The 17,563-nt window shown below is 63.4% G+C and carries 17 protein-coding genes; 7 read left to right on the forward strand and 10 right to left on the reverse strand.

The window, feature by feature from the left end; all coding sequences use genetic code 11:
- Window positions 1-3: 3 nt before the first annotated feature.
- Window positions 4-2,274 carry an ATP-dependent Clp protease ATP-binding subunit ClpA gene (gene clpA / locus SB765_RS11525; protein ID WP_410931348.1) on the forward strand — a complete coding sequence of 757 codons (2,271 nt, stop codon included), beginning with the start codon at window positions 4-6 and terminating at the stop codon, window positions 2,272-2,274.
- A 169-nt stretch (window positions 2,275-2,443) separates the two neighbouring features.
- Here clpA and infA read toward each other — a convergent pair whose 3' ends face one another.
- From infA to aat, 3 genes are all read right to left on the reverse strand, one after another.
- Complete coding sequence (gene infA / locus SB765_RS11530; protein ID WP_002553999.1) at window positions 2,444-2,662, reverse strand: translation initiation factor IF-1; 219 nt, start codon at window positions 2,660-2,662, stop codon at window positions 2,444-2,446.
- A gap of 101 nt (window positions 2,663-2,763) precedes the next feature.
- Window positions 2,764-3,471: an arginyltransferase gene (locus SB765_RS11535; RefSeq protein ID WP_341796242.1), complete on the reverse strand. Its 708-nt coding sequence runs from the start codon at window positions 3,469-3,471 to the stop codon at window positions 2,764-2,766.
- A 56-nt stretch (window positions 3,472-3,527) separates the two neighbouring features.
- The gene (aat, locus tag SB765_RS11540; protein WP_410931349.1) at window positions 3,528-4,208 is read right to left on the reverse strand and encodes a leucyl/phenylalanyl-tRNA--protein transferase; all 681 of its coding nucleotides are present in this window, start codon (window positions 4,206-4,208) and stop codon (window positions 3,528-3,530) included.
- A gap of 432 nt (window positions 4,209-4,640) precedes the next feature.
- Between aat and SB765_RS11545 the strand changes: the two genes are divergently transcribed.
- The 6 genes from SB765_RS11545 (at window position 4,641) to cysG (ending at window position 12,273) form a co-directional block, all read left to right on the forward strand.
- Window positions 4,641-7,175 carry a DNA translocase FtsK gene (locus SB765_RS11545; RefSeq protein WP_410931416.1) on the forward strand — a complete coding sequence of 845 codons (2,535 nt, stop codon included), beginning with the start codon at window positions 4,641-4,643 and terminating at the stop codon, window positions 7,173-7,175.
- A 62-nt stretch (window positions 7,176-7,237) separates the two neighbouring features.
- Window positions 7,238-7,861, forward strand: a complete 624-nt coding sequence (lolA, locus tag SB765_RS11550) for an outer membrane lipoprotein chaperone LolA (RefSeq protein ID WP_410931350.1) — start codon at window positions 7,238-7,240, stop codon at window positions 7,859-7,861.
- 12 nt (window positions 7,862-7,873) lie between these two features.
- The gene (locus SB765_RS11555; RefSeq protein WP_028613325.1) at window positions 7,874-9,199 is read left to right on the forward strand and encodes a replication-associated recombination protein A; all 1,326 of its coding nucleotides are present in this window, start codon (window positions 7,874-7,876) and stop codon (window positions 9,197-9,199) included.
- Window positions 9,196-9,570, forward strand: coding sequence for a fluoride efflux transporter CrcB (gene crcB / locus SB765_RS11560; RefSeq protein WP_410931351.1), 375 nt, complete (start codon window positions 9,196-9,198; stop codon window positions 9,568-9,570). Before SB765_RS11555 ends, crcB begins: the two co-directional genes overlap by 4 nt.
- Window positions 9,571-9,600: 30 nt before the next feature.
- Window positions 9,601-10,881 (forward strand): serine--tRNA ligase, encoded by a 1,281-nt coding sequence (serS, locus tag SB765_RS11565; RefSeq protein ID WP_102689951.1) that lies wholly within the window; start codon window positions 9,601-9,603, stop codon window positions 10,879-10,881.
- Window positions 10,882-12,273: a siroheme synthase CysG gene (cysG, locus tag SB765_RS11570; RefSeq protein WP_341796238.1), complete on the forward strand. Its 1,392-nt coding sequence runs from the start codon at window positions 10,882-10,884 to the stop codon at window positions 12,271-12,273.
- A gap of 130 nt (window positions 12,274-12,403) precedes the next feature.
- Here the strand turns inward: cysG and SB765_RS11575 are convergent, their stop codons facing one another.
- From SB765_RS11575 to SB765_RS11605, 7 genes are all read right to left on the reverse strand, one after another.
- Window positions 12,404-13,363 (reverse strand): glutathione S-transferase family protein, encoded by a 960-nt coding sequence (locus SB765_RS11575; protein ID WP_410931352.1) that lies wholly within the window; start codon window positions 13,361-13,363, stop codon window positions 12,404-12,406.
- 94 nt (window positions 13,364-13,457) lie between these two features.
- Complete coding sequence (locus tag SB765_RS11580) at window positions 13,458-14,459, reverse strand: glycosyl transferase family protein (protein ID WP_410931417.1); 1,002 nt, start codon at window positions 14,457-14,459, stop codon at window positions 13,458-13,460.
- 11 nt (window positions 14,460-14,470) lie between these two features.
- Entirely contained in the window at window positions 14,471-14,806 is a 336-nt protein-coding gene (locus SB765_RS11585; protein WP_016488112.1) for a TusE/DsrC/DsvC family sulfur relay protein, read from the reverse strand.
- Window positions 14,803-15,099 (reverse strand): sulfurtransferase complex subunit TusB, encoded by a 297-nt coding sequence (tusB, locus tag SB765_RS11590; RefSeq protein ID WP_016498866.1) that lies wholly within the window; start codon window positions 15,097-15,099, stop codon window positions 14,803-14,805. Before tusB ends, SB765_RS11585 begins: the two co-directional genes overlap by 4 nt.
- Complete coding sequence (gene tusC, locus SB765_RS11595) at window positions 15,099-15,458, reverse strand: sulfurtransferase complex subunit TusC (RefSeq protein WP_410931353.1); 360 nt, start codon at window positions 15,456-15,458, stop codon at window positions 15,099-15,101. Before tusC ends, tusB begins: the two co-directional genes overlap by 1 nt.
- Before the next feature lies 1 nt (window position 15,459).
- Window positions 15,460-15,852: a sulfurtransferase complex subunit TusD gene (gene tusD, locus SB765_RS11600; RefSeq protein ID WP_410931354.1), complete on the reverse strand. Its 393-nt coding sequence runs from the start codon at window positions 15,850-15,852 to the stop codon at window positions 15,460-15,462.
- A gap of 175 nt (window positions 15,853-16,027) precedes the next feature.
- Window positions 16,028-17,407 (reverse strand): nucleobase:cation symporter-2 family protein, encoded by a 1,380-nt coding sequence (locus tag SB765_RS11605; protein ID WP_410931355.1) that lies wholly within the window; start codon window positions 17,405-17,407, stop codon window positions 16,028-16,030.
- Between the last annotated feature and the right edge of the window lie 156 nt (window positions 17,408-17,563).

The raw sequence follows: 17,563 nt of genomic DNA on the forward strand, positions 1-17,563 counted from the left end.
GCTATGTTAAACCGCGAGCTCGAAGTCACCCTCAATCTGGCCTTCAAGGAGGCCCGTTCGAAACGTCATGAGTTCATGACCGTCGAACATCTGCTGCTGGCACTCCTTGACAATGAGGCTGCCGCGACCGTTCTGCGCGCCTGTGGCGCCAATCTCGACAAGCTCAAGCACGACCTGCAAGAGTTCATCGATTCCACCACGCCGTTGATTCCTGTCAACGATGAAGACCGTGAAACCCAGCCGACCCTGGGTTTCCAGCGCGTACTGCAGCGTGCCGTGTTCCACGTACAGAGCTCTGGCAAGCGCGAAGTGACCGGCGCCAACGTGCTGGTGGCGATCTTCAGCGAACAGGAAAGCCAGGCCGTGTTCCTGCTCAAGCAGCAGAGCGTAGCCCGCATCGACGTGGTCAACTACATCGCCCATGGCATCTCCAAGGTGCCGGGGCATGGCTCGCAGTCTGATAGCGACCAGGAAATGCAGGACGATGAGGGCGGTGAAACCTCCTCTTCGAGCAACCCGCTGGACGCCTATGCCAGCAACTTGAACGAGCTGGCCCGTGCCGGCCGTATCGACCCGCTGGTAGGCCGCGAGCAGGAAGTTGAGCGCGTGGCGCAAATCCTTGCCCGTCGGCGCAAGAACAACCCGCTGCTGGTGGGTGAGGCTGGCGTGGGCAAGACGGCCATCGCCGAAGGCCTGGCCAAGCGCATTGTCGATGGCCAGGTGCCCGACCTGCTGGCGCAGAGTGTCGTGTACTCCCTCGACCTTGGCGCGCTGCTGGCCGGTACCAAGTACCGCGGCGACTTCGAGAAGCGCTTCAAGGCGCTGCTCGGTGAGCTGCGCAAGCGCCCGCAGGCGATCCTGTTCATCGACGAAATCCACACCATCATTGGCGCCGGCGCGGCGTCGGGCGGGGTGATGGATGCCTCCAACCTGCTCAAGCCGTTGCTGTCGTCGGGTGAGATCCGTTGCATTGGCTCGACCACCTTCCAGGAGTTCCGTGGCATCTTCGAGAAAGATCGTGCCCTGGCTCGGCGTTTCCAGAAGGTGGATGTCAGCGAGCCGTCGGTCGAAGACACCGTGGGTATCCTGCGCGGCCTGAAAGGCCGCTTCGAGAGCCACCACAACATCGAGTACAGCGACGAAGCCCTGCGCGCCGCCGCCGAACTGGCCTCGCGCTACATCAATGACCGGCACATGCCGGACAAGGCCATCGATGTGATCGACGAAGCCGGTGCCTACCAGCGCCTGCAGCCGGAGGCCAACCGGGTCAAGCGCATCGACGTGCCGCAGGTCGAGGACATCGTTGCCAAGATTGCCCGCATTCCGCCCAAGCATGTCAGCAGTTCCGACAAGGAGCTGCTGCGTAACCTCGAGCGTGACCTGAAGCTGACCGTATTCGGCCAGGATCAGGCGATCGATTCGCTGGCTACCGCCATCAAGCTGTCCCGCGCCGGCCTCAAAGCGCCCGACAAGCCTGTCGGTTCGTTCCTGTTCGCCGGCCCTACCGGCGTCGGCAAGACCGAAGCGGCGCGGCAGCTGGCCAAGGCACTGGGCGTGGAGCTGGTGCGTTTCGACATGTCCGAGTACATGGAGCGCCACACGGTGTCGCGCCTGATCGGTGCACCTCCTGGTTACGTTGGCTTTGACCAGGGTGGTTTGCTGACCGAGGCGATCACCAAGCAACCGCACTGTGTACTGCTGCTCGATGAAATCGAGAAGGCCCACCCGGAAGTCTTCAACCTGCTGCTGCAGGTGATGGACCACGGTACCCTCACCGACAACAACGGGCGCAAGGCCGACTTCCGTAACGTGATCCTGATCATGACCACCAACGCTGGCGCGGAAACCGCGGCACGGGCCTCGATCGGCTTCACCCACCAGGACCATGCGTCCGATGCCATGGAAGTCATCCGCAAGAGCTTCACGCCAGAGTTCCGCAACCGCCTGGATACCATCATCCAGTTTGGCCGCCTGAGCCACGAGACGATCAAGAGCATCGTCGACAAGTTCCTTATCGAACTGCAGGCCCAGCTGGAAGACAAGCGTGTGCTGCTGGAAGTCAGCGATGACGCCCGCGGCTGGTTGGCGGCGTCGGGCTACGACGTGCAGATGGGTGCGCGGCCGATGGCGCGGCTGATCCAGGACAAGATCAAGCGGCCATTGGCCGAGGAGATCCTGTTTGGCGAGCTGGCCGAGCATGGCGGGGTGGTGCACATCGACCTGCGAGATGGCGAACTGGTGTTCGACTTCGAGACCACGGCTGAGGTTGCGTGATAGTGGGGCCGCTTTGCGGCCCATTCGCAGCACAAGGCTGCTCCTGCAAGGGTTACCCAATTCCTTGTAGGAGCAGCCTTGTGCTGCGAATGGGCTGCAAAGCAGCCCTTTGCAAGCTGACAGGCACAAAAAAGCCCGGCACATGGCCGGGCTTTTTCATGGCTGGAGCTTAGCGCGCACGGTAAGTGATGCGGCCCTTGCTCAGGTCGTACGGCGTCAGCTCGACGCGGACCTTGTCGCCAGTGAGAATACGGATGTAGTTTTTGCGCATCTTTCCGGAGATGTGCGCGGTTACGACGTGCCCGTTTTCCAACTCCACGCGGAACATGGTGTTGGGCAGGGTGTCGACGACAGTACCTTCCATTTCGAAGCTGTCTTCTTTCGACATGCAGTTGAGCCCTCGGATCCAGTGTTAGCCCGACGCATATCCGCACCGGGCAAAAAAGTGGCGCCGATTATGCCGGAAATCTGCGTGTCAAGCCAATGCTTTCAGTTGAGGGTGACCCAGCGCTGGTTTATCAGCAACTCGATGGGCCGATACTGCGTCTTGTAGTTCATTTTCTTGCAGTTCTTGATCCAGTAGCCCAGGTAAACCGCCTCCAGGCCCTGGCGCACGGCCTCGGTGATCTGCCAGAGGATGGCGAAGCGGCCAAGGCTGCGTCGCTCCTCGTCCGGCTCGTAGAAGGTGTACACCGCCGACAGGCCATTGGGCAGCAGGTCGCACACTGCCACCGCCAGCAACCGGCCTTCCAGGCGGAACTCGTAGAACCAGCAGAACGGCAGGTCGCGCACCAGAAAGGTAGAAAACTGGTCGCGGCTGGGCGGGTACATGTCACCGTCGGCGTGGCGCGTTTCGATATAGCGCCGGTACAACTCGAAGTACTCCTCCTTGAACGTCGGGCGCGCGGCGCTCACGGTGAGGTCGGCGTTGCGCTTGAGAATGCGCCGTTGCTGGCGGTTGGGAATGAAGCGCGCCGCCGGGATGCGCGCCGGCACACAGGCGTTGCAGTTCTGGCAGTGGGGGCGGTACAGGTGGTCGCCACTGCGCCGAAAGCCCATTTCCGACAGGTCCGCGTACACGTTCACGTCCATCGGCTGGCTGGGGTCGAGGAACAGTGTGGTCGCCTGCTCGTCAGGCAGGTAGCTGCAGGAGTGGGGCTGAGTGGCATAAAACTTCAACCGCGCCAACTCTGTCATGATCAACCCCTTCGGTGAGACTTTGTTTTAAGTGTAAGCCAGCTATGGCAACTCGCCTAGGCAACCCACGTTGCGCTGTTGGGCTGGTCGAGGTGGCGTGCCAGGTAGCCGGCGAACTCGGCGCGGCTGATGGCATGGGCGCCCAGGCTGTGCAGGTGGTTGGTGGGCATCTGGCAGTCGATCAGCACGAAGCCGGCTTCGCGCAGGTGGTTGATCAGGGTCACGAAGCCAACCTTGGAGGCGTTGTCGGCGCGGCTGAACATTGATTCGCCGAAGAACAGCTGGCCCATGGCCAGGCCGTACAGGCCGCCGACCAGCTCGCCGTCCTGGCGTACCTCCACCGAATGCGCGATGCCACGGCGGTGCAGTTCGCAGTAGGCGTTGCGCATGGTGTCGGTGATCCAGGTGCCGTCGGCGTAGTCGCGTGGTGCAGCGCAGGCAGCGATGACGGCGGCAAAGTCGGTGTCGAAGCTGACCTGGTAGCGGCCCTGGCGCATCAGCTTGGCCAGCGAGCGGGAAACATGGAGTTGGTCGGGCAGCAGCACCGTGCGCGGGTCGGGTGACCACCACAGGATCGGCTGGCCGTCCTGGTACCACGGGAAGCAGCCATGGCGGTAGGCCTGCACCAGGCGCTCGGGGCTCAGGTCGCCGCCAGCGGCAAGCAGCCCGTTGGGATCGTGCAGGGCCTTTTCCAAGGGCGGGAAGGTCAGCGAGTCGCGGGTCAGCCAGGTGAGCATGGTCTATCGTGCGGTGGGGGAGGGGAGAGGGCAGCATGGCGCGGGTGAAAAGCAGGGTCAATCTCTTTGGCTGCCTCAACGCCAGCGTTGCAGTTTGTAGGAGCAGCCTTGCGCTGCGAAGAGGCCGGTGCTGCCACAGCAGATTCATGGCCTTGCCGGCCTCTTCGCAGCACAAGGCTGCTCCTACAGAGAGGCAGTGCAGTTTCGGCAATTCTGGGCAATTTCCTGCACATTCATGAAAACGCCGGCACCATCCGCTACATTTGCGGTCACACCTGTGCAAAAACACAGCATAAGCCTTTGTCACAAAAGAAAATGCATGCTCAAATTGCAGCCATGTGAAAGTCGCCCCCGGCAAACCCCCCATGCGGCGTGCCGCCATGGCGGCTGGCGGGCAGTAATGTTAAAAGTAGTGGTTCATTGGCCGCACAGCTGGCCGATCACTATTGGACGCGCACCACGCGCAGGAATAGACGCGTTTTGAAGAAATCCACCGCAACCCCAGCTCCTTTGCCTGTGCCCCTGTGGCGGCAGCAGCTGCATTACCGCCTCAAGGAAGGTGCGTTGATCGCGATCGGCGCCCTGTGCCTGTACCTGTGGATGGCGCTGCTGACCTACGACACCTCCGACCCAGGCTTCAGCCACACCAGCAACGTCGACCAGGTGCAGAACGCCGCCGGGCGAGCCGGTGCCTACTTCGCCGACATCCTGTTCATGGTGCTGGGTTACTTCGCCTACATCTTCCCGCTGTTGCTGGCGGTCAAGACCTGGCAGATCTTCCGTGAGCGCCATCAGCCCTGGGACTGGAGCGGCTGGCTGTTCTCCTGGCGTCTGATCGGCTTGGTGTTCCTGGTGCTGTCCGGTGCAGCGCTGGCGCATATTCACTTCCATCCGCCGGCGAGCATGCCGTTTTCCGCCGGTGGCGCGCTGGGCGAAAGCCTTGGCGAGCTGGCGCGCAACCTGCTGAACGTGCAGGGCAGCACGCTGATGTTCATTGCCCTGTTCCTGTTCGGCCTGACCGTGTTCACCGATTTGTCGTGGTTCAAGGTGATGGACCTGACCGGCAAGATCACCCTTGACCTGTTCGAGTTGGTGCAGGGCGCTGCCAACCGCTGGTGGGAGGCGCGCAACGAGCGCAAACGCCTGGAGGCGCAGCTGCGTGAGGACGAGCCGGTGTTCAAGGCACCGCCAACGGCCGCCGACAAGCGCGAGCCTGCCAAGCCGGCATTGCGCGAGCGGATCTTCAAGCGTGAAGAAGCGCCCGCCCAGCCTGTTGCGCCACGCGAGCCGACCCTGGCACGTGAGCCCGTGGTGCCGCGCGAGCCGGTAGTGCCGCGTGAACCCGTGGTATCCCGCGAGCAGCCTGCGGCCCCGACGATTGTGCCACCGGCAGCAGCCAGGGCGCCGGAGCCGAGCAAGCGGGTGATGAAGGAGAAGCAGGCGCCGCTGTTTGTCGACAGCGCCGTTGAAGGCACCCTGCCGTCGATCTCCATCCTCGACCCTGCCGAGCAGAAAAAGATCGAGTACTCGCCAGAATCCCTGGCCAGTGTCGGCCAGTTGCTGGAAATCAAGCTCAAGGAATTCGGCGTTGAAGTGGCGGTGGACTCGATCCACCCAGGCCCGGTGATTACCCGTTATGAAATCCAGCCGGCCGCTGGCGTGAAGGTCAGCCGCATCGCCAACCTGGCCAAGGACCTGGCGCGTTCGCTGGCCGTGACCAGCGTGCGAGTGGTGGAGGTAATCCCTGGCAAGACCACCGTGGGTATCGAGATCCCCAACGAAAACCGGCAGATGGTGCGCTTCTCCGAAGTGCTGGCCACGCCGCAGTTCGAGGAGCAGAAATCGCCGGTCACCTTGGCCCTGGGCCACGACATCGGCGGCAAGCCGGTGATCACCGACCTGGCCAAGATGCCACACCTGCTGGTGGCCGGTACCACCGGCTCCGGTAAATCGGTGGGTGTGAACGCGATGATCCTGTCGATCCTGTTCAAGTCTGGCCCGGAAGACGCGCGGCTGATCATGATCGACCCGAAAATGCTCGAGCTGTCGATCTACGAAGGCATCCCGCATTTGCTCTGCCCGGTGGTTACCGACATGAAGGACGCTGCCAACGCCCTGCGCTGGAGCGTGGCCGAGATGGAGCGGCGCTACAAGCTGATGGCGGCCATGGGCGTGCGTAACCTTGGCGGCTTCAACCGCAAGATCAAGGATGCCCAGGAAGCCGGCGAGATCATCCATGACCCGCTGTACCGCCGCGAGAGCATGGACGACGAGCCGCCTGCACTGAAAACCCTGCCCACCATCGTGGTGGTGGTCGACGAATTCGCCGACATGATGATGATTGTCGGCAAGAAGGTCGAAGAGCTGATTGCCCGTATCGCGCAGAAGGCGCGGGCGGCCGGTATCCACCTGATTCTTGCCACCCAGCGCCCGTCGGTGGACGTGATCACCGGCTTGATCAAGGCCAACATCCCGACCCGCATGGCGTTCCAGGTGTCGAGCAAGATCGACTCGCGCACCATCATCGACCAAGGTGGCGCCGAGCAGCTGCTGGGCCACGGTGACATGCTGTACATGCCGCCGGGTACCAGCCTGCCGATCCGGGTGCATGGTGCGTTCGTCTCCGACGACGAAGTGCACCGCGTGGTGGAAGCGTGGAAGCTGCGCGGCGCGCCGGACTACAACGACGACATCCTCAACGGCGTGGAAGAGGCCGGCAGCGGCTTTGAAGGCGGCGGCGGTGGTGGCGATGGCGATGATTCGGAAAGCGACGCCCTGTATGATGAGGCCGTGCAATTCGTGCTGGAAAGCCGCCGTGCGTCGATCTCGGCCGTGCAACGCAAGCTGAAGATCGGCTACAACCGCGCCGCCCGCATGATCGAAGCCATGGAAATGGCTGGCGTGGTCACCCCGATGAACAGCAACGGCTCGCGGGAAGTGATTGCCCCGGGCGGCCCGCGCGACTGATGAATACCTTGCCGGGCGCCAACGGTGGCGCCCGGCCTTTTCAATGCTCAATGAGGATTACCATGCGCGCGATTCGCATGCTGTTGGTTTCTGCCCTTGCTCTGGGCAGCGTTTCGGCTTTTGCCGGTGAGCAAGATGTACAACGCCTGACCCAGCTGCTTGAAAAGTCGCAGACCATCGAGGCCAATTTCTCTCAATTGACCTTGGGTGCCGACGGCGCCAGCCTGCAGGAAACCGCTGGCCAGATGACCGTCAAGCGCCCCGGCCTGTTCTACTGGCACACCAATGCGCCGCAGGAGCAGGTGGTGGTGTCTGATGGCAAGATGGTTACCCTGTGGGACCCGGACCTGGAACAGGCCACCGTCAAGAAGCTCGACGTGCGCCTGAACCAGACCCCGGCACTGCTATTGTCCGGTGACGTGTCGAAGATCAGCCAGAGTTTCGACATCACCTCGAAAGAGCAGGGCGAAGTCATGGACTTCACCCTCAAGCCGAAGACCAAGGACACCCTGTTCGACTCGCTGCGCGTGTCGTTCCGCAAAGGCCTGATCAATGACATGCAGCTGATCGACAGCGTCGGCCAGCGCACCAATATCCTGTTCAATGGCGTCAAGGCCAACCAGGCGGTGCCGGACAGCAAGTTCAAGTTCGACATCCCCAAGGGCGCGGACGTGATCAAGGAGTAACCGGAGCTCGTCATGGACCTGTTTCGAAGCGAACCCGTTGCCCAGCCCCTGGCCGCCCGCCTGCGCCCGTCCAACCTGGACGAATACGTCGGCCAGGAGCACCTGCTGGCACGCGGCAAACCGCTGCGTGAGGCGCTGGAGCAGGGCGCGCTGCACTCGATGATCTTCTGGGGGCCGCCTGGGGTGGGCAAGACCACCCTGGCGCGGCTGCTGGCGCAGTTCTGCGATGCGCACTTCGAAACCGTGTCTGCGGTGCTGGCCGGGGTGAAAGAGATTCGCCAGGCCGTGGAAGTGGCCAAGCAGCAGGCGGGCCAGTATGGCCGGCGCACCATCCTGTTCGTTGACGAAGTGCACCGCTTCAACAAGTCGCAGCAGGATGCCTTTTTGCCCTATGTGGAAGACGGCACCCTGCTGTTCATCGGCGCCACCACCGAGAACCCGTCGTTCGAACTGAACAACGCGCTGCTGTCGCGGGCGCGGGTGTATGTGCTCAAGAGCCTGGACGAGGCGGCCCTGCGCAAGCTGGTCAACCGTGCGTTGACCGAAGAGCGTGGCCTGGGCAAGCGCAACCTGCGGGTGGGCGACGACGCCTTCAAGATGCTGATGGCCGCCGCTGACGGCGATGGCCGGCGCATGCTCAACTTTCTCGAGAACGCTTCGGACCTGGCGGAAGACGGCAGCGAGATCGACGTCGAGATGCTGCAGAGCCTGCTGGGTGACAGCCGCCGTCGCTTCGACAAGGGCGGCGAGGCGTTCTACGACCAGATTTCCGCGCTGCACAAGTCGGTGCGTGGGTCCAACCCCGATGGCGCCCTGTACTGGTTTGCCCGCATGCTCGACGGCGGTTGCGACCCTTTGTACATCGCCCGCCGTGTGGTGCGCATGGCCAGCGAGGACATCGGCAACGCCGACCCGCGCGCGCTCAGCCTGTGCCTGGCAGCCTGGGACGTGCAGGAGCGCCTGGGCAGCCCCGAGGGCGAACTGGCGGTGGCACAGGCCATCACCTACCTGGCCTGTGCGCCGAAGAGCAACGCGGTGTACATGGGCTTCAAGACTGCCCTGCGCGAAGCGGCCGAGCATGGCTCGCTGGAGGTGCCGTTGCACTTGCGCAACGCCCCGACCAAGCTGATGAAACAACTGGGCTACGGCGACGAGTACCGCTATGCCCACGACGAGCCCGACGCCTACGCTGCCGGTGAGGATTACTTTCCCGATGAGCTGGAACCCCGCCAGTACTACCAGCCGGTGCCCCGTGGCCTGGAGCTGAAGATTGGCGAGAAGCTGCGCCACCTGGCCGACCTGGACCGCAACAGCCCCCGGCAGCGGAGAAAACCGTGATTGCCCTGGTTGCCGCGGTGAGCGCGGGCGGTATCGCCGGCACCTTGTTGCGCTTTGCCACCGCCAACTGGGTCGCGGCCCACTGGCCACGGCACTTCTATGTCGGTACGCTGGCGGTCAACCTGGTTGGCTGCCTGCTGATCGGCCTGCTGTACGGCTTGTTCTTGCACAAGCCGCTGGCGCCGGTCGAGCTGCGCGCTGGCCTGATTGTCGGCTTCCTCGGAGGCCTTACAACCTTTTCCTCTTTCTCGCTCGATACCGTGCGCCTGATGGAAAGCGGGCAAGTGCCCCTTGCCTTGGGCTATACCAGTATCAGCGTGGTGGGCGGGCTGCTCGCGACCTGGGCCGGCCTGTCTTTGACCCGATTCTGAACCAACACCTACCTATAACGAGAGAACGATATGCTCGATTCCAAACTGTTACGCGGCCAACTTCAGGAAGTGGCGCAACGCCTGGCCTCCCGTGGCTTCAGCCTGGATGTCGCGCGCATCGAATCACTGGAAGAGCGCCGCAAGGCGGTGCAGACCCGTACCGAGCAACTGCAGGCCGAGCGTAACGCCCGTTCCAAGTCCATCGGCCAGGCCAAGGCCAAGGGCGAAGACATCGCGCCGTTGATGGCCGACGTCGAGCGCATGGCCAACGAACTGGCTGCCGGCAAGACCGAGCTGGACGGCATTCAGGCCGAACTGGACGGTATCCTGCTGACCATCCCCAACCTGCCGGACGCCAGCGTACCGGTCGGTGCCAGCGAGGATGACAACGTCGAAGTGCGCCGTTGGGGTACGCCGACCGCCTTTGACTTCGTAATCAAGGACCACGTCGCCCTCGGCGAAGTCAGCGGTGGCCTGGACTTCGAGGCCGCAGCCAAGCTGTCTGGTGCCCGCTTTGCCGTGCTGCGTGGCCCGATCGCCCGCCTGCACCGCGCCCTGGCGCAGTTCATGATCAACCTGCACACCGGCGAGCACGGCTACGAGGAGCACTACACCCCGTACCTGGTGCAAGCGCCTGCCTTGCAGGGCACTGGCCAGCTGCCGAAGTTCGAGGAAGACCTGTTCAAGATCACCCGCGAAGGTGAAGCTGACTTCTACCTGATCCCGACTGCCGAAGTGTCGCTGACCAACCTGGTAGCGGGTGAAATCCTCGACGCCAAGCAGCTGCCGCTGAAACTGGTTGCCCACACCCCTTGCTTCCGCAGTGAAGCCGGTGCTTCTGGCCGTGACACCCGCGGCATGATCCGCCAGCACCAGTTCGACAAGGTCGAGATGGTGCAGGTGGTGGAACCGGCCAAGTCGATGGAAGCCCTGGAAGGCTTGACCGCCAACGCCGAGCGCGTGCTGCAGCTGCTGGAGCTGCCGTACCGCGTGCTGGCCCTGTGCACCGGCGACATGGGCTTTGGCGCCGTGAAAACCTACGACCTGGAAGTGTGGGTACCGAGCCAGGACAAGTACCGCGAAATCAGCTCGTGCTCCAACTGTGGCGACTTCCAGGCACGCCGCATGCAGGCCCGCTGGCGCAACCCGGAAACCGGCAAGCCAGAGCTGGTGCACACCCTCAACGGCTCCGGCCTGGCCGTAGGCCGTACCCTGGTTGCCGTGCTGGAAAACTACCAGCAGGCCGACGGTTCTATCCGTGTACCGGACGTGCTGAAGCCGTACATGGGCGGCGTCGAGGTCATCCGCTAAATGGATTACCTGCCGCTGTTCCACAAGCTGCAAGGCGGCCGCGTGCTGGTCGTCGGTGGCGGTGAGATCGCCTTGCGCAAGGCGCGCCTGCTGGCGGATGCCGGTAGCGAGCTGCGCGTGGTGGCGCCGGAGGTCGACGGCCAGTTGGCTGCGTTGGCCCGGGAAGGTGGCGGTGAGGTGCTGGTGCGTGGCTATCAGGCAGCCGACCTGGTCGGTTGCCGGCTGGTGATCGCGGCTACCGACGACCCTGAGCTGAATGCCCAGGTGTCGGCGGATGCGCAGGCACTCAGCCTGCCCGTCAACGTGGTGGATGCCCCGGCCCTGTGCACGGTGATCTTCCCGGCGATTGTCGACCGTTCACCACTGGTGATTGCGGTATCCAGTGGCGGTGACGCCCCGGTGTTGGCGCGTTTGATCCGCGCCAAGCTGGAGGCCTGGATTCCGTCGGCCTATGGTGAGCTGGCCGGGCTGGCTGCGCGTTTCCGGCACAAGGTCAAAACCTTGTACCCGGACGTCAACCAGCGTCGCGGCTTCTGGGAAACCGTGTTCCAGGGGCCGATTGCCGAGCGCCAGCTGGCCGGGCAGGGCGCCGAGGCCGAACGCCTGTTGCAGGCGATGGTGGATGGCGCGCCGGTGCAGCAGGGTGGTGAGGTGTACCTGGTAGGTGCTGGCCCGGGCGACCCGGACTTGCTCACCTTCCGCGCCTTGCGCCTGATGCAGCAGGCCGATGTGGTGCTGTACGACCGCCTGGTGGCGCCTGCCATTATCGAGATGTGCCGGCGTGATGCCGAGCGCATCTACGTGGGCAAGCGCCGTGCTGACCATTCCGTGCCCCAGGACCAGATCAACCGCCTGCTGGTCGACCTGGCCAAGCAGGGCAAACGCGTGTTGCGCCTGAAGGGTGGCGACCCGTTCATCTTCGGCCGGGGTGGCGAAGAGATTGAAGAGCTGGCCGAGCATGGCATCCCGTTCCAGGTGGTGCCGGGCATTACTGCGGCCAGTGGCTGTTCCGCTTATGGCGGTATACCGCTGACTCACCGCGACTACGCCCAGTCGGTGCGTTTCGTCACCGGGCACCTGAAGGATGGCACCAGCAACCTGCCGTGGAATGACCTGGTGGCGCCGGCGCAGACGTTGGTGTTCTACATGGGGTTGGTCGGTTTGCCGACCATCTGTGCCGAGCTGATTCGCCATGGCCGGGCGGCAAGTACCCCGGCGGCGTTGGTGCAGCAGGGGACTACGCGTAACCAGCGGGTGTTCACCGGTACTTTGGCGGACTTGCCAGAGCTGGTGGCCCGGCATGAAGTGCATGCGCCAACCCTGGTGATTGTGGGGGAAGTGGTGCAGTTGCGTGACAAGCTGGCCTGGTTCGAAGGTTCGCAGAACAGCTGAAATTGTCGGGGCCGCTTTGCGGCCCATTCGCAGCACAAGGCTGCTCCTACAGGGATCGCGTGAAGCTCTGCGTGATTCCTGTAGGAGCAGCCTTGTGCTGCGAATGGGCTGCAAAGCAGCCCCGGCTATCTCAAGCCTGCCAGATCCCTTTCCCCACCAACATCTCCCGATCATGCGGCAAGCCAAAGTCCTGCAAAGGCCCCTTAGGCACGATCCCGGTCGGGTTGATGGTCTTGTGGCTCATGTAATAGTGCTTCTGGATATGCTCCATATCCACCGTCCCCGCCACCCCCGGCCACTGGTACAGCTCACGCAGCCAGTTCGACAGGTTGTGATAGTCACTGAGGCGGCGCAGGTTGCACTTGAAGTGCCCGTGGTACACCGCATCGAAGCGCACCAGCGTGGTAAACAGGCGTACATCGGCCTCGGTCAGGTACTCACCGGCCAGGTAGCGGTTACGGCTCAGCACGTCTTCGAGATGATCCAGCTCGTTGAACACATCGTCGAACGCTCCCTCGTAGGCGTCTTGCGTGGTGGCAAAGCCTGCGCGGTACACGCCATTGTTCACCGCCGGGTAAATGCGCTCGTTCAATGCCTCGATGGTCGGCCGCAGTGGCTCGGGGTAGAGGTCCAGCGTATTGCCGGTCAATTCGTTGAACGCGCTGTTGAAGATGCGGATGATCTCCGACGACTCGTTGTTGACGATACGTTTCTCTTGCTTGTCCCACAGCACAGGCACGGTCACGCGGCCGGTGTAATGCGGGTCATCCTGTGTATAGCGTTGGTGCAGGTACTGCAGGCCGTCGAGGTGGTCACCGCTGGAGCCTTGCTGCTGGTCGAAGGTCCAGCCATTGTCTTGCATCAGCCAGCTGACCACCGACACATCGATCAATGGCTCAAGGCCTTTCAGGGCACGCAAGATCAGGGTGCGGTGGGCCCATGGGCAGGCCAGCGAGACGTACAGGTGGTAACGGCCAGCCTCCGGGGCGGGCAGCTGATTGCGGCGCTGGGCGTTTTCGCGTTTGAACGTGCCGTCCTTGCCGTTTTCATACCACTGGTCGTGCCAGCGGCCGTCGATCAAAAGGCCCATGGTGAGCTCCTGAAACAAAGTTGTTTGTCGTTGGAGCCCAGTCTAGGCCAAATCGTTCGAACAAATAGCGCAAAGATCGGGGTGCTATTATCGGCTAAATCGATCTATTCCGCGTATTCCAATAGCCTTGCGCTGTCGCGAATGCCTGCTCGCGGTCTTGCCCCAGGCCACGCAGGGCCAGGGCCATGGTCGCGATCAGGGCCTTTTCGCCATAACTGTCTTCCACTTCACCGCGCCAGAACGCGCGCAGGTGCTCGGCCTGCAGGCTGCCCGGTTTGACATGGCGGCGCTCGCTCAGCGCTGGCCACTCTTCGTCCCACGCTTCGCCTGCCGTGGTGCCGTAGAGGTGGCTGATGACATCGGGGTTGACCTCAATCTCGCCGCCATCGCCCTTGATCACCACAGCATGGTCGCCCAACAGGCGGCTGGCCTCACGGTGCACGGCCTGGTAGCCAGGGTGGAAGATGCTTTGCAGGCCGCAGCGTGCGCCCAGCGGGTTAAGTACCCGGGCCAGCGAATGGATGGGCGAGCGCAGGCCCAAGGTGTTGCGCAGGTCGATCATGCGCTGCAACTGCGGTGCCCAGTCATGCAGCGGGAAGAACGCCAACTGGTGCTGGTCGAGGGCGTTGCCGACGGCGGCCCAGTCGCGGCACAGCGGGATCTGCAGCAGGTCGAGCAGTTGCTCGCTGTACATGCGCCCGGCAGTGTGTGCGCCGCCGCCGTGCATCAGGATGCGCACGCCATTGCCGGCCAGGCACTTGGCCGCCAGCAGGTACCAGGGCAGGTGGCGCTTCTTGCCGGCGTAGGTGGGCCAGTCCAGGTCCACCGCAATGCGCGGTGCCTGCAGGTGGGCGCGCAGGGCCTCGGTGAAGCCGGCCAGCTCTTCGGCGCTTTCTTCCTTGTGGCGCAGCAGCATGAGGAAGGCCCCCAGCTGGGTGTCTTCGACCTTGCCTTCCAGCAGCAGGGTCATCGCCGCGCGGGCTTCTTCGCGGGTCAGGCCGCGCGCGCCGCGCTTGCCTTTGCCAAGAATGCGCACGAATTCAGCGAACGGGTGTTCGGCAGGGGTCTCCAGGGTGAGGGGACGAGCTTCATTCAAGAGGGGCTGGGTCATATGCAGTTGGTCGGCTTGGGCAGGCCCGCCAGCTTGGCGGCAAGTTTGGCGGGGGTGCCATTGAACAGGCGGTTCAGGTGCGGGCTGTTGCCCTTTTCCGGGCCCAGCTTCAGGGCCGTGTACTTGATCAGCGGGCGCGTGGCCGGGGACAGCTGGTATTCCTGGTAGAACTGGCGCAGCAGTTCGAGGATTTCCCAATGGTCCGCCGTCAATGGGATACCCTCGCGCTCGGCCAAAGCCTCGGCGGCGGCGCGGGACCAGTCTTGCAGGTCGACCAGAAAGCCGTCCTTGTCCAGGGCGATCGCTTGATCGCCAACGTTGAGCGTACTCATAGCCAGCTGTTGACCTTGTCGTAATGCAGCGACAGTTCGACAAACCCGGCGTAGTCCACGGCCTTGGCCAGGTCGTTGTCCACCGCGCGGGCTTGCACATCCTCGTCCAGGGCGAACAGGCGCTGGGCCAGGCCGGCAGCTTGCAGCTGGCGGTGCGGCTCGCTGCCGCTGCGCAGGGCATACACCGCATCGCCGCACAGCAGCAACGCGTCGTCGGTGCCGAGCAGGCGCAGGCAGCTGGCCAGGCGCTCGTCGCCAAACGGGGAGTGGGCAATTACATGCAGGGTTGTCATCAGAGCGTTACCACCTGGTCGAAACGGGCGATCAGCGCGGCAAGGGCCGCGTCATCCAGCACTTGCACCGGCAGCGCCAGGGCATCGACTGCCAGGCCGCGGCGGGTGAGGCTGTGGCTGCAGGCGAACAGCTCCTCGACACCGAACATCGGCAGCGCCTGCAGGTTGGCGGCCAGATTCTTCTGTTGCACGGCGGTGGGTTGCTGGCCGGGAGCGAGCTGGAACACCCCGTCGTCCAGGAACAGCATGCCCAGCGGCAGGTCGAAGGCCCCGCCGGCCAGGGCGATGTCCAGCGCTTCGCGGGCCGATGGGCCATTCCAGGGGGCCTGACGGCTGATGATCAACAAGGATTTGGTCATTTCAGTCGCCTCCAAAGCAGACAAGGCGGTCGGCAACCTGCGCCGCTTCATGCAGCTGGCCAAGCCCCGACAGTTCCCAAGGTTTGGGCAGGTTCACCGCCGGGCGCTGGTAACGGTTGGCTTCGGCCTCGTCGAGCACGCCACGGCGCAGGGCGGCGGCGATGCACACCACGGCGTCCAGCTGGTTGGTCTGGATAAAGGTACGCCATTGGCCTGCCACGTCCAGTTCATCCTGGGGCGCGACCACGTTGGCCGAGGCACTGTGCACCCCGTCCTGGTAAAAGAACAGCCGGGCAATCTCATGCCCGCCGGCCAGCACTGCCTCGGCGTAGCGCAAGGCGCGCCGCGAGGAGGGCGCATGGGCCGGTGAGAACACTGCGATAGCGAATTTCATGGATAACTCATGCAAAGGAATGCCGCCATGATAAAGCAAAAAAGCCCGCGCCCGCTTGTGCAAGCGGCGCGGGCTTTCTATGTATCCGTGTGCCCTACGCGACCCCTGTGGGAGCGGCCTTGTGTCGCGATGGGCTGCAAAGCAGCCCCATGGCCCTGTCAGAGGCACACAAGACTCAAGCCTGCTCCTTGCTCTCCGGCAAGAACCAGTTCAGCACCAGCGCACAGATCCCCCCGGTAGCCACACCCGACTCCAGCACATTGCGAATCGCCGCCGGCATATGCGCCAGGAACTCCGGCACCTGCGCCACGCCCAGGCCCAGCGCCAACGACACGGCAATGATCAGCAGCGCCCGGCGGTCCAGCCGGGTGCTGGCCAGAATATTGATCCCCGAAGCCGCAACCGCCCCGAACATCACCATGGCCGCGCCACCCAGCACCGGCTCCGGCACTGCCTGGATCACCCCGGCAACGCTAGGGAACAGCCCCAGCACCACCAGCATCACGGCAATCCACAGACCAATGTGACGGCTGGCAATGCCGGTCAGCTGAATTACCCCGTTGTTCTGGGCAAAGATCGAGCTGGGGAAGGTGTTGAACACACCGGCCAGCAGCGAGTTGGCACCGTTGACCAGCACGCCACCCTTGATCCGCTGCATCCATACCGGCCCTTCGACCGGCTGGCGCGACACCTTGCTGGTGGCGGTAACGTCACCGATGGCTTCCAGCGAAGTCACCAGGTAGATCACCAGCATCGGAATGAACAGCGCCCACGAGAAGCCCAGGCCGAAGTGCAGCGGCGTCGGCACCTGGAACAACGCGGCTTCGTGCATGCCGGTAAAGTCCAGGCGGCCCATGTAGCCGGCCAGTGCATAGCCAACCGCCAGGGCGATGACGATGGCGCAGCTGCGCATCCACACCACCGGCACGCGGTTGAGGATCACGATGATCGCCAGCACCACGCCCGACAGCAGCAGGTTCTCGCCATTGGCAAAGGTGCCATTGGCCATGGCGCCGAAGCCGCCGCCCATGCTGATCAGGCCGACCTTGATCAAGGTGAGGCCGATCATCAGCACGACGATACCGGTCACCAGCGGGGTGATCAGGCGTTTGACGAACGGCAGGATGCGCGACACCCCCATCTCCACGAACGAGCCCGCAATCACCACGCCGAAGATGGCTGCCATCACACCCTCTACCGGCGTGCCTTGCTTTACCATCAACGCGCCGCCCGCAATCAGAGGGCCGACAAAATTGAAGCTGGTGCCCTGCACGATCAGCAGCCCGGCGCCGAATGGGCCAAAGCGCTTGCACTGCACGAAGGTGGCGATACCCGAGATCACCAGCGACATGGAAACGATCAGGTTGGTATCACGCGCAGAAACGCCCAGCGCCTGGCAAATCAGCAGGCCAGGGGTAACGATCGGCACAATGATCGCCAGCAGATGCTGAAGGGCAGCCAGCAGGCCGATCAGCAGCCGTGGCTTGTCCTCCAGGCCAAGCACCAGTTCATTGGCAGGCGCCGCTGCGCCTGGGCTGTGTTCGTGTGAGCTCATTGCTGAATGCCGCCCCGGAAGAAAAAAGGAGCGCATTCTACGGGGTGAAGAGGAATTGCGGTAGAGAAAAGCACGATGGCGGCATGATCGGCGAGCATTTGCTTGTTTATCTGACTTTTTGGTCAGCAATTGCGGTTGGCAGGGTTGTGAGGGGCA

This window comes from Pseudomonas sp. SIMBA_067, from assembly GCF_046534675.1.
Lineage (GTDB): Bacteria > Pseudomonadota > Gammaproteobacteria > Pseudomonadales > Pseudomonadaceae > Aquipseudomonas > Aquipseudomonas putida.

Excerpts from the sequence above, each read along its gene's own strand:
- clpA (WP_410931348.1), top strand. The coding sequence starts at position 4 with ATGTTAAACCGCGAGCTCGAAGTCACCCTCAATCTGGCCTTCAAGGAG.
- infA (WP_002553999.1), bottom strand. The coding sequence starts at position 2,662 with ATGTCGAAAGAAGACAGCTTCGAAATGGAAGGTACTGTCGTCGACACC.
- SB765_RS11535 (WP_341796242.1), bottom strand. The coding sequence starts at position 3,471 with ATGACAGAGTTGGCGCGGTTGAAGTTTTATGCCACTCAGCCCCACTCC.
- aat (WP_410931349.1), bottom strand. The coding sequence starts at position 4,208 with ATGCTCACCTGGCTGACCCGCGACTCGCTGACCTTCCCGCCCTTGGAA.
- lolA (WP_410931350.1), top strand. The coding sequence starts at position 7,238 with ATGCGCGCGATTCGCATGCTGTTGGTTTCTGCCCTTGCTCTGGGCAGC.
- SB765_RS11555 (WP_028613325.1), top strand. The coding sequence starts at position 7,874 with ATGGACCTGTTTCGAAGCGAACCCGTTGCCCAGCCCCTGGCCGCCCGC.
- serS (WP_102689951.1), top strand. The coding sequence starts at position 9,601 with ATGCTCGATTCCAAACTGTTACGCGGCCAACTTCAGGAAGTGGCGCAA.
- cysG (WP_341796238.1), top strand. The coding sequence starts at position 10,882 with ATGGATTACCTGCCGCTGTTCCACAAGCTGCAAGGCGGCCGCGTGCTG.
- SB765_RS11575 (WP_410931352.1), bottom strand. The coding sequence starts at position 13,363 with ATGGGCCTTTTGATCGACGGCCGCTGGCACGACCAGTGGTATGAAAAC.
- SB765_RS11585 (WP_016488112.1), bottom strand. The coding sequence starts at position 14,806 with ATGAGTACGCTCAACGTTGGCGATCAAGCGATCGCCCTGGACAAGGAC.
- tusB (WP_016498866.1), bottom strand. The coding sequence starts at position 15,099 with ATGACAACCCTGCATGTAATTGCCCACTCCCCGTTTGGCGACGAGCGC.
- tusC (WP_410931353.1), bottom strand. The coding sequence starts at position 15,458 with ATGACCAAATCCTTGTTGATCATCAGCCGTCAGGCCCCCTGGAATGGC.
- tusD (WP_410931354.1), bottom strand. The coding sequence starts at position 15,852 with ATGAAATTCGCTATCGCAGTGTTCTCACCGGCCCATGCGCCCTCCTCG.
- SB765_RS11605 (WP_410931355.1), bottom strand. The coding sequence starts at position 17,407 with ATGAGCTCACACGAACACAGCCCAGGCGCAGCGGCGCCTGCCAATGAA.